The sequence below is a fragment of the SAR86 cluster bacterium genome (genome assembly GCA_023703575.1).
Lineage (GTDB): Bacteria > Pseudomonadota > Gammaproteobacteria > Magnimaribacterales > Magnimaribacteraceae > Magnimaribacter.
The window spans coordinates 940,165-956,416 of record CP097969.1; the positions used below are offsets into that span (position 1 = coordinate 940,165).

Here is a 16,252-nt window from a genome sequence, read left to right on the forward strand (position 1 = left end):
TTAATTCTGGTTAATAAGTTTGCTAAGATCTATACCCAAGCTTGATGCTTTTTTTAATGTATTTGGCCATTCGTTTTCTAAAAACTTAGATTTCTCTAGTTTTAGCAATTCTTTTTTAGCATCTTCAGTAATAAACATACCCAGTCCTCTTCTTTTTTCGACAATGTGAAGATCAACAAGTTCTTGATAAGCTTTTGATACAGTAAGCGGATTCACCCCACCTTCAACTGCCATTTGCCGAACTGAAGGTATGGGATCACCTGACTTCAGAACACCATCGATTATTAATGAGACGACATGGTCTCTAACTTGTTGGTATATCGGTTGATCGTTTGTCCACTGCATGATGCAATTCTCGAAATAAGTGTATTACTTTACTAATACACATACAAGAGCATCACTTTAACTTCTTTTGAATTGTTGAAAATAATCCTCTAAAGATATTTGCTTCCATAACATCAATTCTGCTTCTTTTAAAGAATCTTCTGACTCTAAGTAAGAGTTTTCTTGGATTATCAATGTCATAAAATTCAACTTCTTGCATTAATTCGTCCATGTGTGCGATTAATCGTTCTGTCTGTTCATTGTTTGCAAGTTCAACATCCCAATTATCTTGGTTTTCCTGTTGCTCTAATAAACAAACTCTTATTTCATATGTCAGAATTTGAACTGCTTGTGAGAGATTTAAAGAAGAATACTCTGGATCAGAGGGAATATGTACATGTAGATTGCAAAGGCCCAGCTCTTCATTGGTTAGACCTCTATCCTCTCTTCCAAATACAATGGCTATTTGATGATGCAGAACACTTTTTGCAACCTCTTCCGCTGATTCTTTTGGATTTAAAACGGGCCATGGAACCTTCCTATCTCGAGCGCTTGTACCTATAACCAATTCACAATCAGCGATAGCATCTTTTAAGTCTTCAAAAACTTGTGCATTTTCTAAAACATCCTTAGCAGCTTTAGACCGAAAAGTTGCTGCATCACTTGGAAACTCTTTAGGGGTTACTAAAGCAAGATTGAGTAAACCCATATTTTTCATAGCTCTAGCAGATGCACCAATATTTCCCGGATGAGTTGTACCAACTAAAACAACTTTTATTGAGCTGAATAAATCCTTTGAATCATCTTTATTCTCTACCATTCACATATTCTATCAGGGGATCGAGTGCAATATGTTACGATGCGCATTTAATTATGGAACCAAAAGTAAATATTGCTTTAGAAGCTGCTCGTGCAGGCTGTAAGGAACTATTGAGTTATGCCTATAGACTTGATCAACTCGAAATTAAAGAGAAAGGGCCTTCAAATTTTGTGACTCAATTGGACAGAAAAGTTGAATCGATAATCATTGATTCACTAAAATCAATTTATCCTAAACACACTTATGTATCCGAAGAAGTTGGAAGAATTGAGGGTTCAGGAAAAGATATTGAATCCATGTGGGTTATTGACCCTCTGGATGGAACAACAAACTTTATTCATGGATTTCCTTATTATGCTATTTCAATTGCTTATGTAGAAAAAGGTAAAACTTTGCATGCTTTAATTATCGATGTTCCAAAACAAGATGAATTTACCGCTAGTTTTGGTAGAGGAGCCTATCTTAACAATCGAAGAATTCGAGTAAGTAAAGCAAAAGGTTTGTCTGGAACTCTCTTGAGCAATTCATCTCATGATACTGATAAGGGCAAAGTAAGACATGATAATATGTCGACCTTCAGATCACTTTACTCAAATGGATTAACAATAAGAAGAACTGGCTCCGCAGCTCTAGATATGGCAAATGTTGCGGCGGGGAGATTAGATGGATTTTGGGGCAGCGGACTAGGCATGTGGGATATAGCTGCAGGTGGACTTTTAGTAAGAGAAGCAGGAGGCTTGGTAAGTGATTATTTTGGCAATCCAGACTACCTAGCTGGCGATAATATAATTTGCTCAACAAATAAATGTTTCAAACCAATGCTTCAATCAATCAAACCCTATACTTCAATAGTTGAGTCCTAGGGCAAAGGATTATCATCGGCATTTTCAGGTTCTTCTACTCTTAGGTGTTCTTTATTTAACCCCATAATAACTAATGCATTTGCGGCTATATATATGGATGAATATGTACCGATCACAACACCAAAAATTAAAGCCAAAGCAAAGTTTTTAATAAGCTCCCCACCAAGAAAATACAGCGAAAATAATACCAACAGAGTTGTTAAGGAGGTGATTAAAGTTCTTCCTAATGTTTGATTTAATGATAGGTTTATTATATCTTCGGTACTTTCTAATTCAGCAGATCTTAAATTTTCTCTAATTCTGTCTGATACAACAATAGTATCATTCAGTGAATAGCCAATTACCGCCAATAAAGCAGCTAAAACAGTTAAATCAAACTCGATTTGAATAAGAGAAAATATACCAACTACAATAATGACATCATGCACAAGAGCCACTACAGCGGCACCAGCAAACATAGATTGAAACCGAAACGCTATATAAAGCATCATGAAGGCTAACGCTATAAGCATAGCAGTCCCGCCATCATCTCTAAGTTCACTTCCAATCTGTGGCCCTACATATTCAATTCTTCGCAAATCAATAGCTTGATCAGAGTTATTAGTGCTTAATAAGGAGACTATTTCAGAACCAAGGCTGTCACTTACTGTACCTGGTAGCTTTATAAGAACTTCTGTACTAGATCCAAAATTAGCGACTTGAGCTCCATTAAACCCGCCATCAACTAATGTCTCCCGTATATTGGTTATATTTGCTTCTTCAGGATAACTTAATTCAACTAAAGTTCCTCCCGTAAAATCCAAACCATAATTGAGTTCTTTTACCAGCAATGATCCTATAGATAAGACTAAGAAAATAGAGGAAAAAATGATCGCAATCTTTCTCCATGCTAAGAAGTCAATATTAAAAGTCATATTGATAGTCCCTCAAGATTCTTCTTTGAACCATAAATAAGGTTTACAAAGGCTCTTGTTCCCATGATTGCGGTAAACATAGAAGTGATGATTCCAATTGATAAAGTTATTGCAAATCCCTTAACAGGTCCTGTTCCATAGGATAATAAAATAACTGCAACAATAAGTGTGGTGACATTTGCATCCCATATAGTTAGGAAAGCTCTATTATAACCAGCATCAATTGCATCTAAGGGCGCCCTACCTCTGTTCAACTCTTCTCGTATTCTTGAAAAAATCAATACATTTGCATCTACTGCCATACCCACCGTTAGAACTATTCCAGCAATTCCAGGCAGAGTTAAGGTGGCTGAAAGAGTCGACATAATTGCGACCAACAAGACAATATTGAAAGTCAAAGCCAAGCTAGCGGCAACTCCAAATATCCTGTAATAAAAAAGTATAAAACTTAAAACAAGAAACAAGCCTAATTGCATAGAAAAAACACCAGCTTTTATATTATCTGCTCCTAAGCTTGGACCTACTGTTCTTTCTTCAACAAATGTCATTGGTGCAGCTAGAGCACCAGCCCTGAGCAAGAGAGCAAGTTCAGAAGACTCACTGGGACTATCTAGCCCGGTAATTCTAAAAGTTGTTCCTAATGCAGCTCTTATTGTAGCGAGGCTAATAATTTCCTTAACTTCATATGATTGTTGAACAGGTACTTGTTGTCCGCTCTCATCTTTTTCATAAATTGTTTTAGTTTTTTGTTCTACAAACAACACTCCAAGTCTTTTACCGATATTTCCTCTAGTTGCTCTATGCATCTTTGATCCACCCTCACCATCTAAAGTTATATTTACTTGCGGTAAGCCATTTTCATCGAAAGAAGCTTGAGCAGTCGCTACTTGATCTCCTCCTAAAATAATAGAATCTTGCAAGAAAGCAGGAGCACTTATTCCATTTCTGTAAGGATAGGAAGTTTTTCTTGATCTCGGTGTATCCATTTGAGCTTCCAAATGAAATTCAAGAGTTGCCGTCTTACCCAAAATATTTTTTGCTGCCGCTGTATCTTGTATGCCTGGTAATTGAACAACTATTCTTTTTTTACCTTGTCTTTGCACGATTGGCTCAGAGACCCCAAGTTCATTGACTCGATTTCTTAAAGTAGTAAGATTTTGATCTATTGCATCAGATTCAATCTGATCTATTTCAGCATCAGATAAGTAAAGTTGTATTATATTTTCACCATTTGAAGTTAAAGGAAAGTTAAATTGAGCATAGTTATCAATGATAAATTCCTCAGCTTTCTCTTTTGCTTGCAAGTTGTTGAATTTAAGAAATATTGAAGAGTCTTCTTCAACTGAAGCCTGATTATATCTAATGTTCTCTTCTCTAAATCTTATTCTTAAATCCTGCAGAGTTCCATCCTGCCTATTCCTTAAAGCAGTTTCGGTATCAACCTGCATCAAGAAGTGTACACCTCCTCTTAGATCTAAACCAAGTTTCATTGGGTTTGCACCAATGTCGACAAGCCATTTCGGAGTAGTCGGAGCTAAGTTTAAAGCTATGACCACATCATTTATAAGCTTACTAGAGAGTAATTCCTTAATTTTAAGTTGATTCTGATAGGTATCAGTCCTAACTAAAACATAATCATTATCTAGTTGAATTTTTGCATCAAAACCTTCATTTTTGATGATATCGGCAACTCTTTCAGATAAGAATTCGTCTGCTGTTTGAGAGCTGCTTGTATAAGATATTTGAACAGCAGGATCAGGTGCATACAGATTTGGTAATGAATAAATTATACCCAGCCCTAAAACAAACAGGATGAGCAAGTACCTCCAAAGGCCATATCGTTTCATATCTATATAGATTTGAGTGTTCCTTTAGGAAGAATCGCAGAAATAGAGTTTTTTTGTACTTTTATTTTTGTATTATCAGAAATTGAAAGTTCAATATATTGTTCAGAGATTTTTGTTACTTTTCCAAGAATACCTCCAGCCGTAACAATTTCCTCTCCGGTGTCCAAACTTGCAAGCATCTCTTGATGAGTTTTTCTTCTTTTATTTTCTGGGCGTATCATCAAAAAATAAATCAAGATAATAAATCCAAACAGTAAAAATAAAGTTGGATCAAAAAAAGTTGGTGATTGTTCCATGTTTCTCCTCTAGATATTTATATTGGGGTTGTCTGAATTATTCCAAGTTTCTTCAAATCTTTTAATAAAGGATTGCAATTTACCTTTTTCGATTGATACTCGCAAACTTCTCATCAAGTTAATGTAAAAAGTAAGGTTGTGTATAGTTTGCAGAGAAGAGCCTAGCATTTCATTGGTCTTGTCTAAATGATGTAAATAGCTTCTTGAAAAGTTTCGACAAGTATAGCAATCGCATTCCTTATCAATAGGCTCGACCGAATGTTTGTTGGCTGCATTTCTGATTTTAACTACTCCTTCTGAAGTATAAAGATAACCATTTCTAGCATGTCGCGTAGGAATTACACAATCAAACATATCTACACCACTTTCGACGGCTTTAATGATATCAAGGGGTGTGCCTACACCCATCAAATAGCGGGGTTTATCTGCTGGCATTTTAGGGGCAATTAGATTAGTTATTTGACGTAAATCTTCTTTAGGCTCTCCCACAGATAATCCTCCTATGGCATATCCCTCAAAATCCATTCTTTTTAGCCCTTCTAAAGACTGCTCTCTGAGATCACCATAAACACCACCTTGTATTATTCCAAACAAACTTGATTTATTGCTATCAAAGGAGTTTCTAGATCTTTCTGCCCATCTTAATGACAATTGCATGGATTTCTCTGCTACCGATCTCTCCGCTGGATAAGGTGTACATTCATCAAGGACCATGGCTATATCAACTCCATATGACTGCTGAAGTTCCATGCATTTTTCTGGATTTAGGAATAATTTATTTCCATTCAAAGCTGAGTTAAATTCCACCCCCTCTTCAGTAATCTTCCTCTTTTTTGCAAGACTAAAAACTTGGTAGCCTCCTGAGTCAGTTAAAATTGGTTTGTCCCATGACATAAAATTATGCAATCCTCCATTCAATTTAATAATATCAACACCGGGTCGCTCCATGAGATGATAGGTATTAGATAAAATTATCTCTGCATTTATTGAATGTAAGATTTCAGGGCTTATAGACTTTACAGCACCATAGGTGCCAACAGGCATAAAAGCAGGTGTCTGAAATGTTCCGTGTTCTGTAAACACTTCCCCTCTTCGGGCTTCTCCATCTTTTGCGATGAGTTTATACATATATCAAGAATTAGATTCCCTATTAAGTAACATCGCATCGCCATAGCTAAAAAACATATATTTTTGTTTTATTGCATGCTTATAAGCTTTTTTTAAATTATCTTTTCCAGCGAAAGCGCTTACTAATAAAAGCAACGTTGTTTTTGGTAAATGAAAATTTGTAATTAAGGTATCTACAACATTAAATTTAAAACCGGGATATATGAAAATGTCAGTTTCTCCTTCAAATGGTTTAATTTCGCCAAATTTTCCGTGAACAGCTTCGAGACATCTGAGACTAGTTGTACCTACACTTATAATTTTAGATTTAGATTGAATTGTATTATTGATCATTTCAGAGGTTTCAGTGGAAAGGTAAATCTTTTCTGAATGCATTTTATGTTTATGAATATCATTAACAGTGATTGGTTTAAAAGTACCCAGCCCAATATCTAGGGTAATAGAAGCAATATTGATCCCCTTGTCTTTGATTTCATTTATAAGAGAATCTTCAAAATGTAATCCTGCAGTAGGTGCTGCGGTTGATCTATTATTTTCTTCTTTTGCATAGATGGTCTGATATCTATCATAGTCCTCCTCATTTGGTTCTCTGTTTAAGTATGGGGGTAAAGGTAAAGATCCATATGCATCTATAATCTCCTCTGTAGGCCTAGAAAATTTTATCTTGCACAAATAATCTTTTTTTTGAATAACTTCAGCTATAACTTCAGAATCGGTGATTAAAAGTTTATCATTTTCTTTCAGTGGTCTATTAGACTTAGTCATAGCCAAAACATGAAAATTATCTAACTTTCTTTCTATGAGAATCTCAACCTTCCCACCAGATAACTTAAATGCTTCGAGTCTAGCATTAAATACTTTTGTATCATTGACCACCAAAAGGTCTCCTTTGTTTAAATAATCAAGAACATCTGGGAAGTTTCTATCAGTTAGCGATTCGTCAACAACTAAAAGCCTGCTAGAAGTTCTTTCTTTCGAGGGTTCTTTAGCTATTAGTTCTTGAGGAAGATAGAAATTGTAATCTGTTAAATTCAAGTCAATGTTAATGGTGCCGAAGGAGAGACTCGAACTCTCACACCCAAAGGGCGGGGGATTTTGAATCCCCTGCGTCTACCAATTCCGCCACTTCGGCAAATCTTAATCATAAAGTTGCAACAAATTTTACTATGAAAAGGTAAACTCATATCAGATAACTTTTTAATATTGAAAAATATGAACTTCTATACAAATAGTTTTATTTTTAAGCTATTGAGCTTTTTCGTAAGGAATTTAAGTTCTTCTTCTTTAAAAAAAGAAGAACTTAAAATAATTCATTCTAAAAAAAATATAGTCTATGCTCTTCCTACTGAATCATTAATTGATTTAGCCGCGTTAAATGAGATTTGTAAACAAAATAATGTGCCTCTCCCAGTAGAGAATATCCAAGATACAAAAGTAAAAAGGTTTATATGCTTACAGAGTCCTAAGTACTTAATCCCCGAACAAAAATTTAAAAGACAAAAAACTCATAACTTAGAAGAGCTTTTAAAGCTTGATCATGAGATATCAATAATTCCGGTATCCGTATCTTGGGGAAATAGACCTGATAAAAAACAGTCATTATTCAAAATCATCTTCTCACCATCTTGGAGGCCTGCCGGTACTTTGAAAAGGATTTTTAAGTTAATAGTTCATGGTAGAAATTTAAAATTACAACTTGAAAGAGCCTTTTACATTAAAGAAGAAATAGAGCAAAAGAATGGAATTAAAAAAAATGCATTAATCCTAAGCAGATATTTAAGGGCAGTATTTAGAAAATCAAAACAAGCGATGTTGGGTCCAGATATTTCTCACAGGAGAACTCTAGTCAAATCTCTTGTAAGAAACAGATATGTAAGAGAGGAAGTCAAGAAACTAGCAGATGGAAATAAATCAAGAAAAAAAAGGCTCACAAAAAAGGCATACAAGTACGCAAATGAAATTTGCTCTGATACAAATTATTCAATCTTAAGCCTATTAGACTCGGGTTTTACTTGGTTTTGGAATACAAGATATGAGGGATTACATACAAACAACCTAGAAAAAATTAAAGAGCTTTCTAAAGATAATTCTTTAATTTATCTTCCGTGTCACAGAAGTCATATTGACTATTGTGCATTAACATATCTGCTCTATGAAAATGGCTTAATGATTCCTCAAGTAGCTGCAGGAAATAATCTAAATGTACCAATTGTGGGTAGTATCCTAAGAGGAGCAGGTGCAGTCTTTATGAGGAGAACATTTATGAGTAATTCCCTGTATAGTACTGTTTTCTTTGAACATATTAGGGCTCTTATGACAAGAGGTAACTCTATAGAGTTCTTTCCTGAGGGAGGAAGAAGTAGAACTGGTCTAAGTCTTCCATCTAGGCCGGGATTGCTTTCTTTGATAATTAGAAGTTTTGCCTCTTTAAAAGACCAAAATGTAAAAATTGTTCCAGTTTATATAGGTTATGAAAAAATACTCGAAGGTCAAAGTTATTTATCCGAACTTACAGGTGGAAAAAAGAAAAAAGAAAGTTTGATGGATCCAATAAAGGTTTTTAAAGACTTCAGAAATTATCTAGGAAATTCATATATTAATTTTGCTGACCCTATTGATCTTGATACTTTCCTTAAAGCTAATGTGAATGATGAATACTCTATATCCACTCCTCGGGAAAAACCGGAATGGCTAACAGATGTGACAGTTAAATTAGGACAATCTGTTATTAGAGCTATCAATAATTCAGTTGCAGTGACTTCTACAAGTTTATTTTCCGTCGCCTTATTATCTTCCTCAACTCAAACTATGGACGAAGAAGACTTAGAGGAAAGAATAAATTTCTTTATTTCCCTTATCGAGAAGTCTTCCGACTATAAAGATGTGTGGATTACGCAGCGAGAAGTCAAGAACATACTCTCAAAGACAAAAAAATTGGGTTTTATTAAACCTATTAAGATTGCCTCTAAAAAAGTTTATAGGCCGACATCAGACCAAGTGGCAACATTATCATTTTATAAAAATAATATAGTCCATCTCTTTATTCTCTATTCTTTAATATGCGAATCTTTAAAATTTATAAAGAAAGCTCAAAAAGAAGAAATCATAAAACTCATCGAGATGATATATCCAATCTTCGCAAAAGATTTTCATTTGAAAAATGAAATAATTGATAAAGAATTAATTTCAAATGCTATCAAGATACTTCAAATCAAAGGAATTCTTGTAGAAGATAAAGCTGGAAATATCAAACCTCCATCAGAAAATAGTGTAGTTTTTCAGCATTACATTGCCTTATCCAATCTTTGTGAGCCAAGTTTGAAACGGTTCTACATAGTTATGAGTACAATATGGAAAAGTGAATCTATCTTAAAAGAAGATTTAAATATCAAATGTAAAAAATTGGCTGAAGATCTTGAAGAAATTGAGGGTTGGCCTTACCCAGAATTCTCGGATAAAGCAAAATTCGATAATTTCGTATATATGATGAAACAAACTAAATTTTTTAAAGAAGATTGTGAAGGTAAATTATCAGCCTCTAAAATTACTAAGAAGGCAAAAAACCTTTATGAACAATTCTTTGATAAGGATTTTTTGGAATTTATAGAAAGGCAATCTAACTAGTATAGTAAATATCGTATCTCACTACCTTACCTTTTACTGATCTATTTGGAATTATTCCCTCAAGATATTCCATGTTCTTATGTCTCTTAACAATTACTCTATGGTTTGCAATTTTTAAGCTTGTCTTAAGAAATTGTTTTTGAATTACTGCAGTGGATAGATCTCTAAGTGCTTGCATATGTTTTTTTGCTTTAGATTTTTGGACTCCCAAAAACATAGGATCGATATAGACTAGATCGAAAGTCTCATTTTTTGATTCTAAGAACTCAAGACCATCCATATTGAATACTTTAAATTTTTTTAAAAGATCATGCGCCCTGCTGCAAGAGGTATTTTTTATACCATCTACTAAAAGCTCAAATACCCAAGCCTCCTTTTCCACTAAAATCAGGGATTTACAATTTGTAATTTTAGATATTTCCAGAGCATCTTTTCCAAATCCCGCTGTGAGATCTAGGCAAGAGAAATTTTTTGGCAATCCTTTAGTTGAATTCTTGAGCAAGTTGTCATCATAATTTTTTGTCCAATCATCGAAGTCCGAAAAAATTGGCTTCGAATTATGCCGCAGTCCTTTTTTAAGAAATAATCTGTCTTTTGAGCAGGTAAAGAAATAATCTTCTGAAAAATCTTTTATCTTTTGTCGTGAAGGTCTTTTAAAAATTTCAATATTAAGCTTTTTCGATAACATTAAAGCTTTTGCTTTAGATTGAGGATCATCAAAGGTAAGATAAAATCTCACGAGAGTATCAAAGCAAATATTACAATACCCAAAACAATACGATAAAGAACGAAAGGCAAGAATCCAATTTTATTAATAAACCTTATAAAAAAATCTATAGTTGCATAAGCAACTACGAAAGAGACAATCAGGCCTAAAAGATTAATTTGAAAGTATCTAATTAAGAACTCGAGGTCTGTTGATAAAAGCTGATATAAAGCTATGGCACCAATCGTTGGTATAGCTATTAAGAAACTAAACTTAGAAGCTGTTTTATTATCTAGTCCTAACAAAAGTCCAGCTGATATGGTTATTCCAGATCTGGAGGTTCCAGGAATAAGGGCAAATGATTGAGCGAATCCAATTATTAAAGCATCCCTCAAAGTAATTTCTTCAATATGTGTCTTATGAGATTTACTGAATGTTGCCAGAAATAAAACAAATCCAAAAAAGATAGTAGTGCTAGCTATCATGGTGCTAGTTCGAAGATAACCATCTATCAAATCAACTAAAATGAAACCTAGCAAAAGAGTAGGAATACATGAAATAAAAAGTTGTCTCAATAATAGGTTATTTAATAAAGACTTATATTTAATAACTGAATTAATAATTTCAATTAAATCTGTGCGGAAATAAATGCATACAGCTATTAATGTTCCCAAATGTAAAGAGACATCGTAGAAAAGGTTCTGGTTTGAGCCCATAAACTCAGATAAGAGGATTAAGTGAGCTGAACTGGATATAGGCAAAAATTCAGTTAATCCCTGTATGACTGCAAGTGCTATGCCCTCCAAATAAGTCATTTTATTTTCTTCCAACTGCTTTCATCATTTAAATAGATAGGAATTATTTCATCTGGTTCTATCAAATCACCTTGATCCAATTTTTTTAGCGCAAACTTGAGTAAATATGTTGCTCTTGGATGAGCACCCGGGAGTTGATTTGTAATATCAAAATATGAGCAGCCCTCTCCAACGAAACAACTCTCCTCAGGAAATGCTTCTCGCTTGAAAGCTTCCTGTGGAATGAGACTGTAATTAGATTTCATATTTCCTTCCGAAAAAATAGATTTAGAGATATATACTTTGCCCATATTAGGTTCAGATATTGCAACTACAGGGTTTGAAGATGTCTCTTCATGAGCTTGTATGGATAATAGCTCGATACTTGGTAAGGTTATTCCTTTAAGTTTCTGAGAGAAGGCTATCCCTTGGGCTACAGCACAAGATAATCTCACTCCAGTGTAGGAGCCTGGTCCAATACCTACAGCCAGAGCACTCAAATCTTCATAAGAAAGTTCACTTTCTTCAAATAGGTTATTTATTACACTTAAAAGCTTTTCTGTGTGTTGCTTAGGTATATTTTCATGATAACTAAAGACTTCTTGACAATTTCCTATTGAAACCGAACATGTGTCAGTTGAAGTTTCTATTGCAAGGATATTATCCAATTAAATCTCTAAGTCTTTTAATATCTGTTGTGTTACGTTACTTGGAGTTGCAGTTCCTGAAACTTTTATATACTTAAGTTGACTAGAAGTAGATAAATTTGAGTAAAAGACTACTAAAGGAGATGTCTGATCAGCATATATTTTTAATCTATCTTTTACCGTTTCAGGTTTATCATCTTCTCTTAGAATCAGATCTTCACCAGTAATATCATCTTTACCTTCATTTTTAGGCGGATTGAAAATGATGTGATAATTTCTTCCCGAAGCAGGATGCATTCTTCTACCTGACATCCGATCAATTATATCTTGGTCAGGAACAGCTATCTCTACAACAGCATCAATATTTATATCTCTTTCAATAAGCGCCTCGGCTTGTGGAATAGTTCTTGGAAAACCATCAAACAAAAAACCTTCAGAACAATCATCTGACGAGATTCTCTCTTCAACCAAACCTACAATTACATCATCAGAAACTAAGATGCCTGCGTCCATAAGTGATTTAGCTTCTAAACCTAGTTTTGTTCCTGCTTCTACCGCTTCTCTAAGCATATTTCCTGTGGATATATGTGGAATTCCATAATTTCCACAAATCGACTCTGCTTGAGTCCCTTTGCCAGCTCCTGGAGGCCCTAAAAGTATTATTTTCATATTTATTCTCCTATGACAAATGCCGTGGATAAATTGCTAGTATCTGTAATTGATACATAAATATTCTGAATATCTAATTTATTACTAATTTTTTTTGTATTACCACTCAAGTTTACATAAGGCTTGCCTTTAGGATCTCTTAGTATTTGTATTTCTTTAAAAGAGACGCCACTGGCAAGACCAAGTCCAAGCGCCTTAGAAAGAGCCTCCTTACATGCGAAGTTGTTTGACAGATATCTTGCTTTCTGAAGTTGATTTGATTTAATTTCAATTTCCTTTTTTTCCTCTGGGCCAAGGATTTTATCTTGGAATCTGTATCCATATTTACTTAGAATTCTAAAGATCCTATCTTGCTCTATGGAGTCTATACCTATGCCTTTAATCATTTTAGTTCTTGGTTAAATATTTTCTAATGTTTAGAGTCTTACTTCCCAGATGAAAGTCTAATGCCATTCTCATTATAATCTTTGAGGAATCTCTTGTTTCCTTTTTTTCAAAATTACCTTTTTTAAAATTGATAATATCAAGTCCAGAAAATGACTTTTGAGAAGCTATATTAGCCTTATCAATAGCAAATCCTTTATCAGGATAGAATCTATAAAAAAATCCTTCTTCTATTTTCTTGTTTGTCTCTGCATCTCTACTCAAATCTATGCCGTAACCCATTTCTTGAAGTAGATTGAGTTCGAAATTCCTCAGATTTTGTTCGAAATCAACTTGATCAGATTGATTTGAAAGTTTCTTTAATAAAATTTCATAATCATCAAATATAACCACATGAGGATCTTCTTTTTCAGTTGCTTTAATAATTAACTCATTTACATAGATAATAGAATTGAATGCGACTCCGTTATTTAATTCAAAGTGATCAATTATTTCTACTGAGGATAAAGTTTTTAATTCGCTCTTTCCGGATAGGCTAACTGACAACTTAGAAGCAGGAGTCAAAACACTTCGTAAACGGCTCTTGGGTCTTTTTGCCCCCTTAGCAATGGCGTTTAACCTTCCGTAAGATCTTGTAAAAAAATCAACTAGGATGCTTGTTTCTTGATATGGCCTTGTATGCAAGACAAATGCAGGCTCTAGAGAAACTTTATTTATCAAGATCATATCCCATGGAGGGTAGCAATGATTCGTTATCAGACCAGCCACTTTTTACTTTAACCCAAGTCTTTAACATAACCTTAGTATCCAATACTTTTTCCAATTCTTTTCTAGAAGCTGTTCCAATTGCTTTAAGTTGTGAACCAGATTTACCTATCAACATTCCTTTTTGACTTTGTTTTTCTACAAAGATAGTAGAGTCAATATGAGTGATTTTTTCTAATTCAGAGAACCTCTCAATTGAAACACTTATTCTATAGGGGAGTTCATCTCCTAACCGGTTTATGCATTTTTCTCTTATTATTTCACTTGCTAAAAACTTTTCGGATATATCCGTAACCTGATCCACAGGAAACATATGAACTCCTTCTGGTAAATTTTTGCATATAGAGGTCAATAAATTTTCAATCCCCAAACCCTTCAATGCGGATATAGGAATGATATGACCAAAAATATCATCTTGACTACGTGCTTCAATAAAGGGTAAGAGAAGATTTTTATCTTTAATTTTATCAACCTTATTAATGACTAAGATAATAATAGTTTCTCCAGAAATAGACTGAACTCTACTGACATCATCATCTCCCCATTTCAGGCTATCAACTACGTATAGAACAATGTCTACACCTCTCATAGCATTAGCAGCTACTTTGTTCATATACCTATTGAGTGCTCTCTTTTGGCCAGAGTGAAAACCAGGTGTGTCTACGAATATGATTTGATTCTTTTTCTCTGTCTTGATTCCTAAAAATCTATGTCTTGTGGTTTGGGGTTTTCTTGAAGTGATTGCAATCTTTTGGCCAAGAATCTTATTCAAAAGGGTAGATTTTCCAGCATTGGTTTTGCCAACTATGGAAACATAACCTGACTTGCTATTAGGAATCATTATCTTCCAACATCTTAAGCATAATTGCAGCTGCCTCTAGCTCAGCTCCTTTCCTTGTCTTAGCAGTACCATTTGATCTAAGTTTGGCTTCATCTACATAACATGTAGCTTCAAATCTGATTTTGTAACTTGATGTAGTGTTCTCTTTGGACGAATATCTTGGAAGTGATTTGTATTTTTTTTGTATAAGCTCCTGCAGACAGGATTTAGGGTCTTTCAGTTCGTCAATTCTGTTGAGTTCTTTAAAATTATGACTAAACAAATTATCTAGTACTTGCTTTGTCTCATTAAAGTTTGAGTCGAGAAAAACTGCTCCTATTAAAGCCTCAAGAGTGTTGCCTAAAATTGAGTTTCCTTCCAGTTTTTCTCCTTTTCCTAACTTAATTCCTTCTCCAATTTCTAGATTAAGTGCAACTAAATTTAAATTATCTCTGCTTACAATGCTTGCCTTAAATCGAGTTAATTTGCCTTCATTCAGATCTTCATAAGAAGCATAAAGCTTTTCGGAAACATAAAGATTCAGTATTGCATCTCCAAGAAATTCTAACCGTTCATTATTTTCTAAAGAGAAACTTTTGTGAGTAAGGGCTAATTCGATTAACCTTTTATTTCTAAAGACGTAGCCGAGATTAGAAGAAATATTATCCATCATCGAATCTGCTGATTACGTGATAGACTTGGAAGAGAAGAGAACGAGGCCCAATGCATCCAGATGAAATCTGCTCTTCCTACCAAATAATCTTCTGAAAAATAACCCCATGCTCTGCTATCTAAGCTATTGTCTCTATTATCTCCAATAGCCAAATAGCTCCCTTCAGGCACTGTCCATTTATGCTGGGCATAGTCACTTAATCCTAAAGTTCGAATGATATGTACCCCTTCGTCAATAGTCTCTTCAATGAGGTTTTCTTCCGAGCTTGAAGTTAAGAGTTTCTGATCTACTTTATTTCCATTAATTAAAATTTCGTAGCCCTTAATTTCAACCATATCTCCTGGAATTCCTATCACTCTCTTGACAAATTTAACACCCTGAGAGGTACATCTATTTTTCTGGAGATTAGTAAATTTATTTAAGAATAACTGGCTTTCTGCTGTTGACAGTTTTGATAAATCAGGACGAGCATCTGTTGGAGTCGTATCACATAAAGTATGTGGAGGTATAAAAACTGCAACATCATTTCTTTTGGGAGGACTCAAATCGGTTAAAAGAACATTGGTGCCAGGGAATTTTAGTCCATATGCATGTTTATTTACTAATACAAAGTCTCCAACTTGCAATCCTGGAACCATAGATCTGCTAGGTATTTGATAGGGCTCATAAGCAAATGACCTGATACAAGTTATAGCTAATAGTATTAAAAAATAAGATCTTCCCTCTACTTGTAATTCTTTTAATGATATTACTTTTCCAAACAACCAAGAAACTGCTGCAAATAAAGTTGCAAAGGATAAAACTAAACCAAAATCTAGATTTAATTTAAATACTTGGTAAAGAATCACTAAAGCGACCAAAAACATCATGCCGCTAATCAAGTCTTTGGATTTCTTCTTATCTTTCTTAGCGAAAGACACCCATAAAAAGAATAAAACTAATTCAGTCAAAATAAGAAGTGATAGAGCTGCATTCATA

At 34.2% G+C, this 16,252-nt stretch carries 18 protein-coding genes and 1 tRNA gene; 2 read left to right on the forward strand and 17 right to left on the reverse strand.

The genetic code is table 11. The features are described 5' to 3' along the window. Positions 1–345, reverse strand: a complete 345-nt coding sequence (locus M9C83_04715) for a GntR family transcriptional regulator (GenBank protein URQ65961.1) — start codon at positions 343–345, stop codon at positions 1–3. A gap of 52 nt (positions 346–397) precedes the next feature. Next, entirely contained in the window at positions 398–1,144 is a 747-nt protein-coding gene (locus M9C83_04720; GenBank protein URQ65962.1) for an RNA methyltransferase, read from the reverse strand. A gap of 53 nt (positions 1,145–1,197) precedes the next feature. Between M9C83_04720 and M9C83_04725 the strand changes: the two genes are divergently transcribed. Beyond that, complete coding sequence (locus M9C83_04725; protein ID URQ65963.1) at positions 1,198–2,007, forward strand: inositol monophosphatase; 810 nt, start codon at positions 1,198–1,200, stop codon at positions 2,005–2,007. Here M9C83_04725 and secF read toward each other — a convergent pair. From secF to M9C83_04755, 6 genes are all read right to left on the reverse strand, one after another. Beyond that, a complete protein-coding gene (secF, locus tag M9C83_04730) occupies positions 2,004–2,921 on the reverse strand; it encodes a protein translocase subunit SecF (protein URQ65964.1) in 918 nt (305 codons plus the stop codon). The genes M9C83_04725 and secF overlap by 4 nt on opposite strands. Continuing rightward, positions 2,918–4,768, reverse strand: a complete 1,851-nt coding sequence (gene secD, locus M9C83_04735) for a protein translocase subunit SecD (protein ID URQ65965.1) — start codon at positions 4,766–4,768, stop codon at positions 2,918–2,920. Before secD ends, secF begins: the two co-directional genes overlap by 4 nt. Positions 4,769–4,770: 2 nt before the next feature. Beyond that, positions 4,771–5,064: a preprotein translocase subunit YajC gene (gene yajC, locus M9C83_04740; GenBank protein URQ65966.1), complete on the reverse strand. Its 294-nt coding sequence runs from the start codon at positions 5,062–5,064 to the stop codon at positions 4,771–4,773. 9 nt (positions 5,065–5,073) lie between these two features. Further along, positions 5,074–6,192, reverse strand: coding sequence for a tRNA guanosine(34) transglycosylase Tgt (tgt, locus tag M9C83_04745; protein URQ65967.1), 1,119 nt, complete (start codon positions 6,190–6,192; stop codon positions 5,074–5,076). Positions 6,193–6,195: 3 nt separating this feature from the next. Beyond that, positions 6,196–7,227 (reverse strand): tRNA preQ1(34) S-adenosylmethionine ribosyltransferase-isomerase QueA, encoded by a 1,032-nt coding sequence (gene queA, locus M9C83_04750; GenBank protein ID URQ65968.1) that lies wholly within the window; start codon positions 7,225–7,227, stop codon positions 6,196–6,198. A gap of 11 nt (positions 7,228–7,238) precedes the next feature. Next, positions 7,239–7,324 (reverse strand) — tRNA-Leu (locus M9C83_04755). An 80-nt stretch (positions 7,325–7,404) separates the two neighbouring features. Between M9C83_04755 and plsB the strand changes: the two genes are divergently transcribed. After that, positions 7,405–9,816, forward strand: coding sequence for a glycerol-3-phosphate 1-O-acyltransferase PlsB (gene plsB, locus M9C83_04760; protein URQ65969.1), 2,412 nt, complete (start codon positions 7,405–7,407; stop codon positions 9,814–9,816). On the opposite strand, the gene M9C83_04765 is transcribed toward plsB, so the two are convergent. Genes M9C83_04765 through lepB form a run of 9 tightly spaced genes read right to left on the reverse strand, consistent with a single transcriptional unit; the run spans position 9,809 to position 16,251 of the window. After that, positions 9,809–10,555, reverse strand: coding sequence for a class I SAM-dependent methyltransferase (locus M9C83_04765; GenBank protein ID URQ65970.1), 747 nt, complete (start codon positions 10,553–10,555; stop codon positions 9,809–9,811). The two genes, plsB and M9C83_04765, sit on opposite strands and share 8 nt — an antisense overlap. Then, entirely contained in the window at positions 10,552–11,352 is an 801-nt protein-coding gene (gene uppP / locus M9C83_04770; GenBank protein ID URQ65971.1) for an undecaprenyl-diphosphatase UppP, read from the reverse strand. Before uppP ends, M9C83_04765 begins: the two co-directional genes overlap by 4 nt. After that, entirely contained in the window at positions 11,334–11,984 is a 651-nt protein-coding gene (gene tsaB, locus M9C83_04775; GenBank protein ID URQ65972.1) for a tRNA (adenosine(37)-N6)-threonylcarbamoyltransferase complex dimerization subunit type 1 TsaB, read from the reverse strand. Before tsaB ends, uppP begins: the two co-directional genes overlap by 19 nt. Further along, positions 11,985–12,632, reverse strand: a complete 648-nt coding sequence (gene adk / locus M9C83_04780) for an adenylate kinase (protein ID URQ65973.1) — start codon at positions 12,630–12,632, stop codon at positions 11,985–11,987. 2 nt (positions 12,633–12,634) lie between these two features. Next, positions 12,635–13,018 carry a holo-ACP synthase gene (gene acpS / locus M9C83_04785; GenBank protein ID URQ65974.1) on the reverse strand — a complete coding sequence of 128 codons (384 nt, stop codon included), beginning with the start codon at positions 13,016–13,018 and terminating at the stop codon, positions 12,635–12,637. 1 nt (position 13,019) lies between these two features. Then, complete coding sequence (gene recO, locus M9C83_04790; GenBank protein URQ65975.1) at positions 13,020–13,736, reverse strand: DNA repair protein RecO; 717 nt, start codon at positions 13,734–13,736, stop codon at positions 13,020–13,022. Beyond that, positions 13,726–14,622, reverse strand: coding sequence for a GTPase Era (era, locus tag M9C83_04795; GenBank protein ID URQ65976.1), 897 nt, complete (start codon positions 14,620–14,622; stop codon positions 13,726–13,728). Before era ends, recO begins: the two co-directional genes overlap by 11 nt. Beyond that, complete coding sequence (gene rnc / locus M9C83_04800; GenBank protein ID URQ65977.1) at positions 14,612–15,274, reverse strand: ribonuclease III; 663 nt, start codon at positions 15,272–15,274, stop codon at positions 14,612–14,614. The genes era and rnc overlap by 11 nt, the downstream gene beginning before the upstream one ends. After that, positions 15,271–16,251 (reverse strand): signal peptidase I, encoded by a 981-nt coding sequence (lepB, locus tag M9C83_04805; GenBank protein ID URQ65978.1) that lies wholly within the window; start codon positions 16,249–16,251, stop codon positions 15,271–15,273. The genes rnc and lepB overlap by 4 nt, the downstream gene beginning before the upstream one ends. Between the last annotated feature and the right edge of the window lies 1 nt (position 16,252).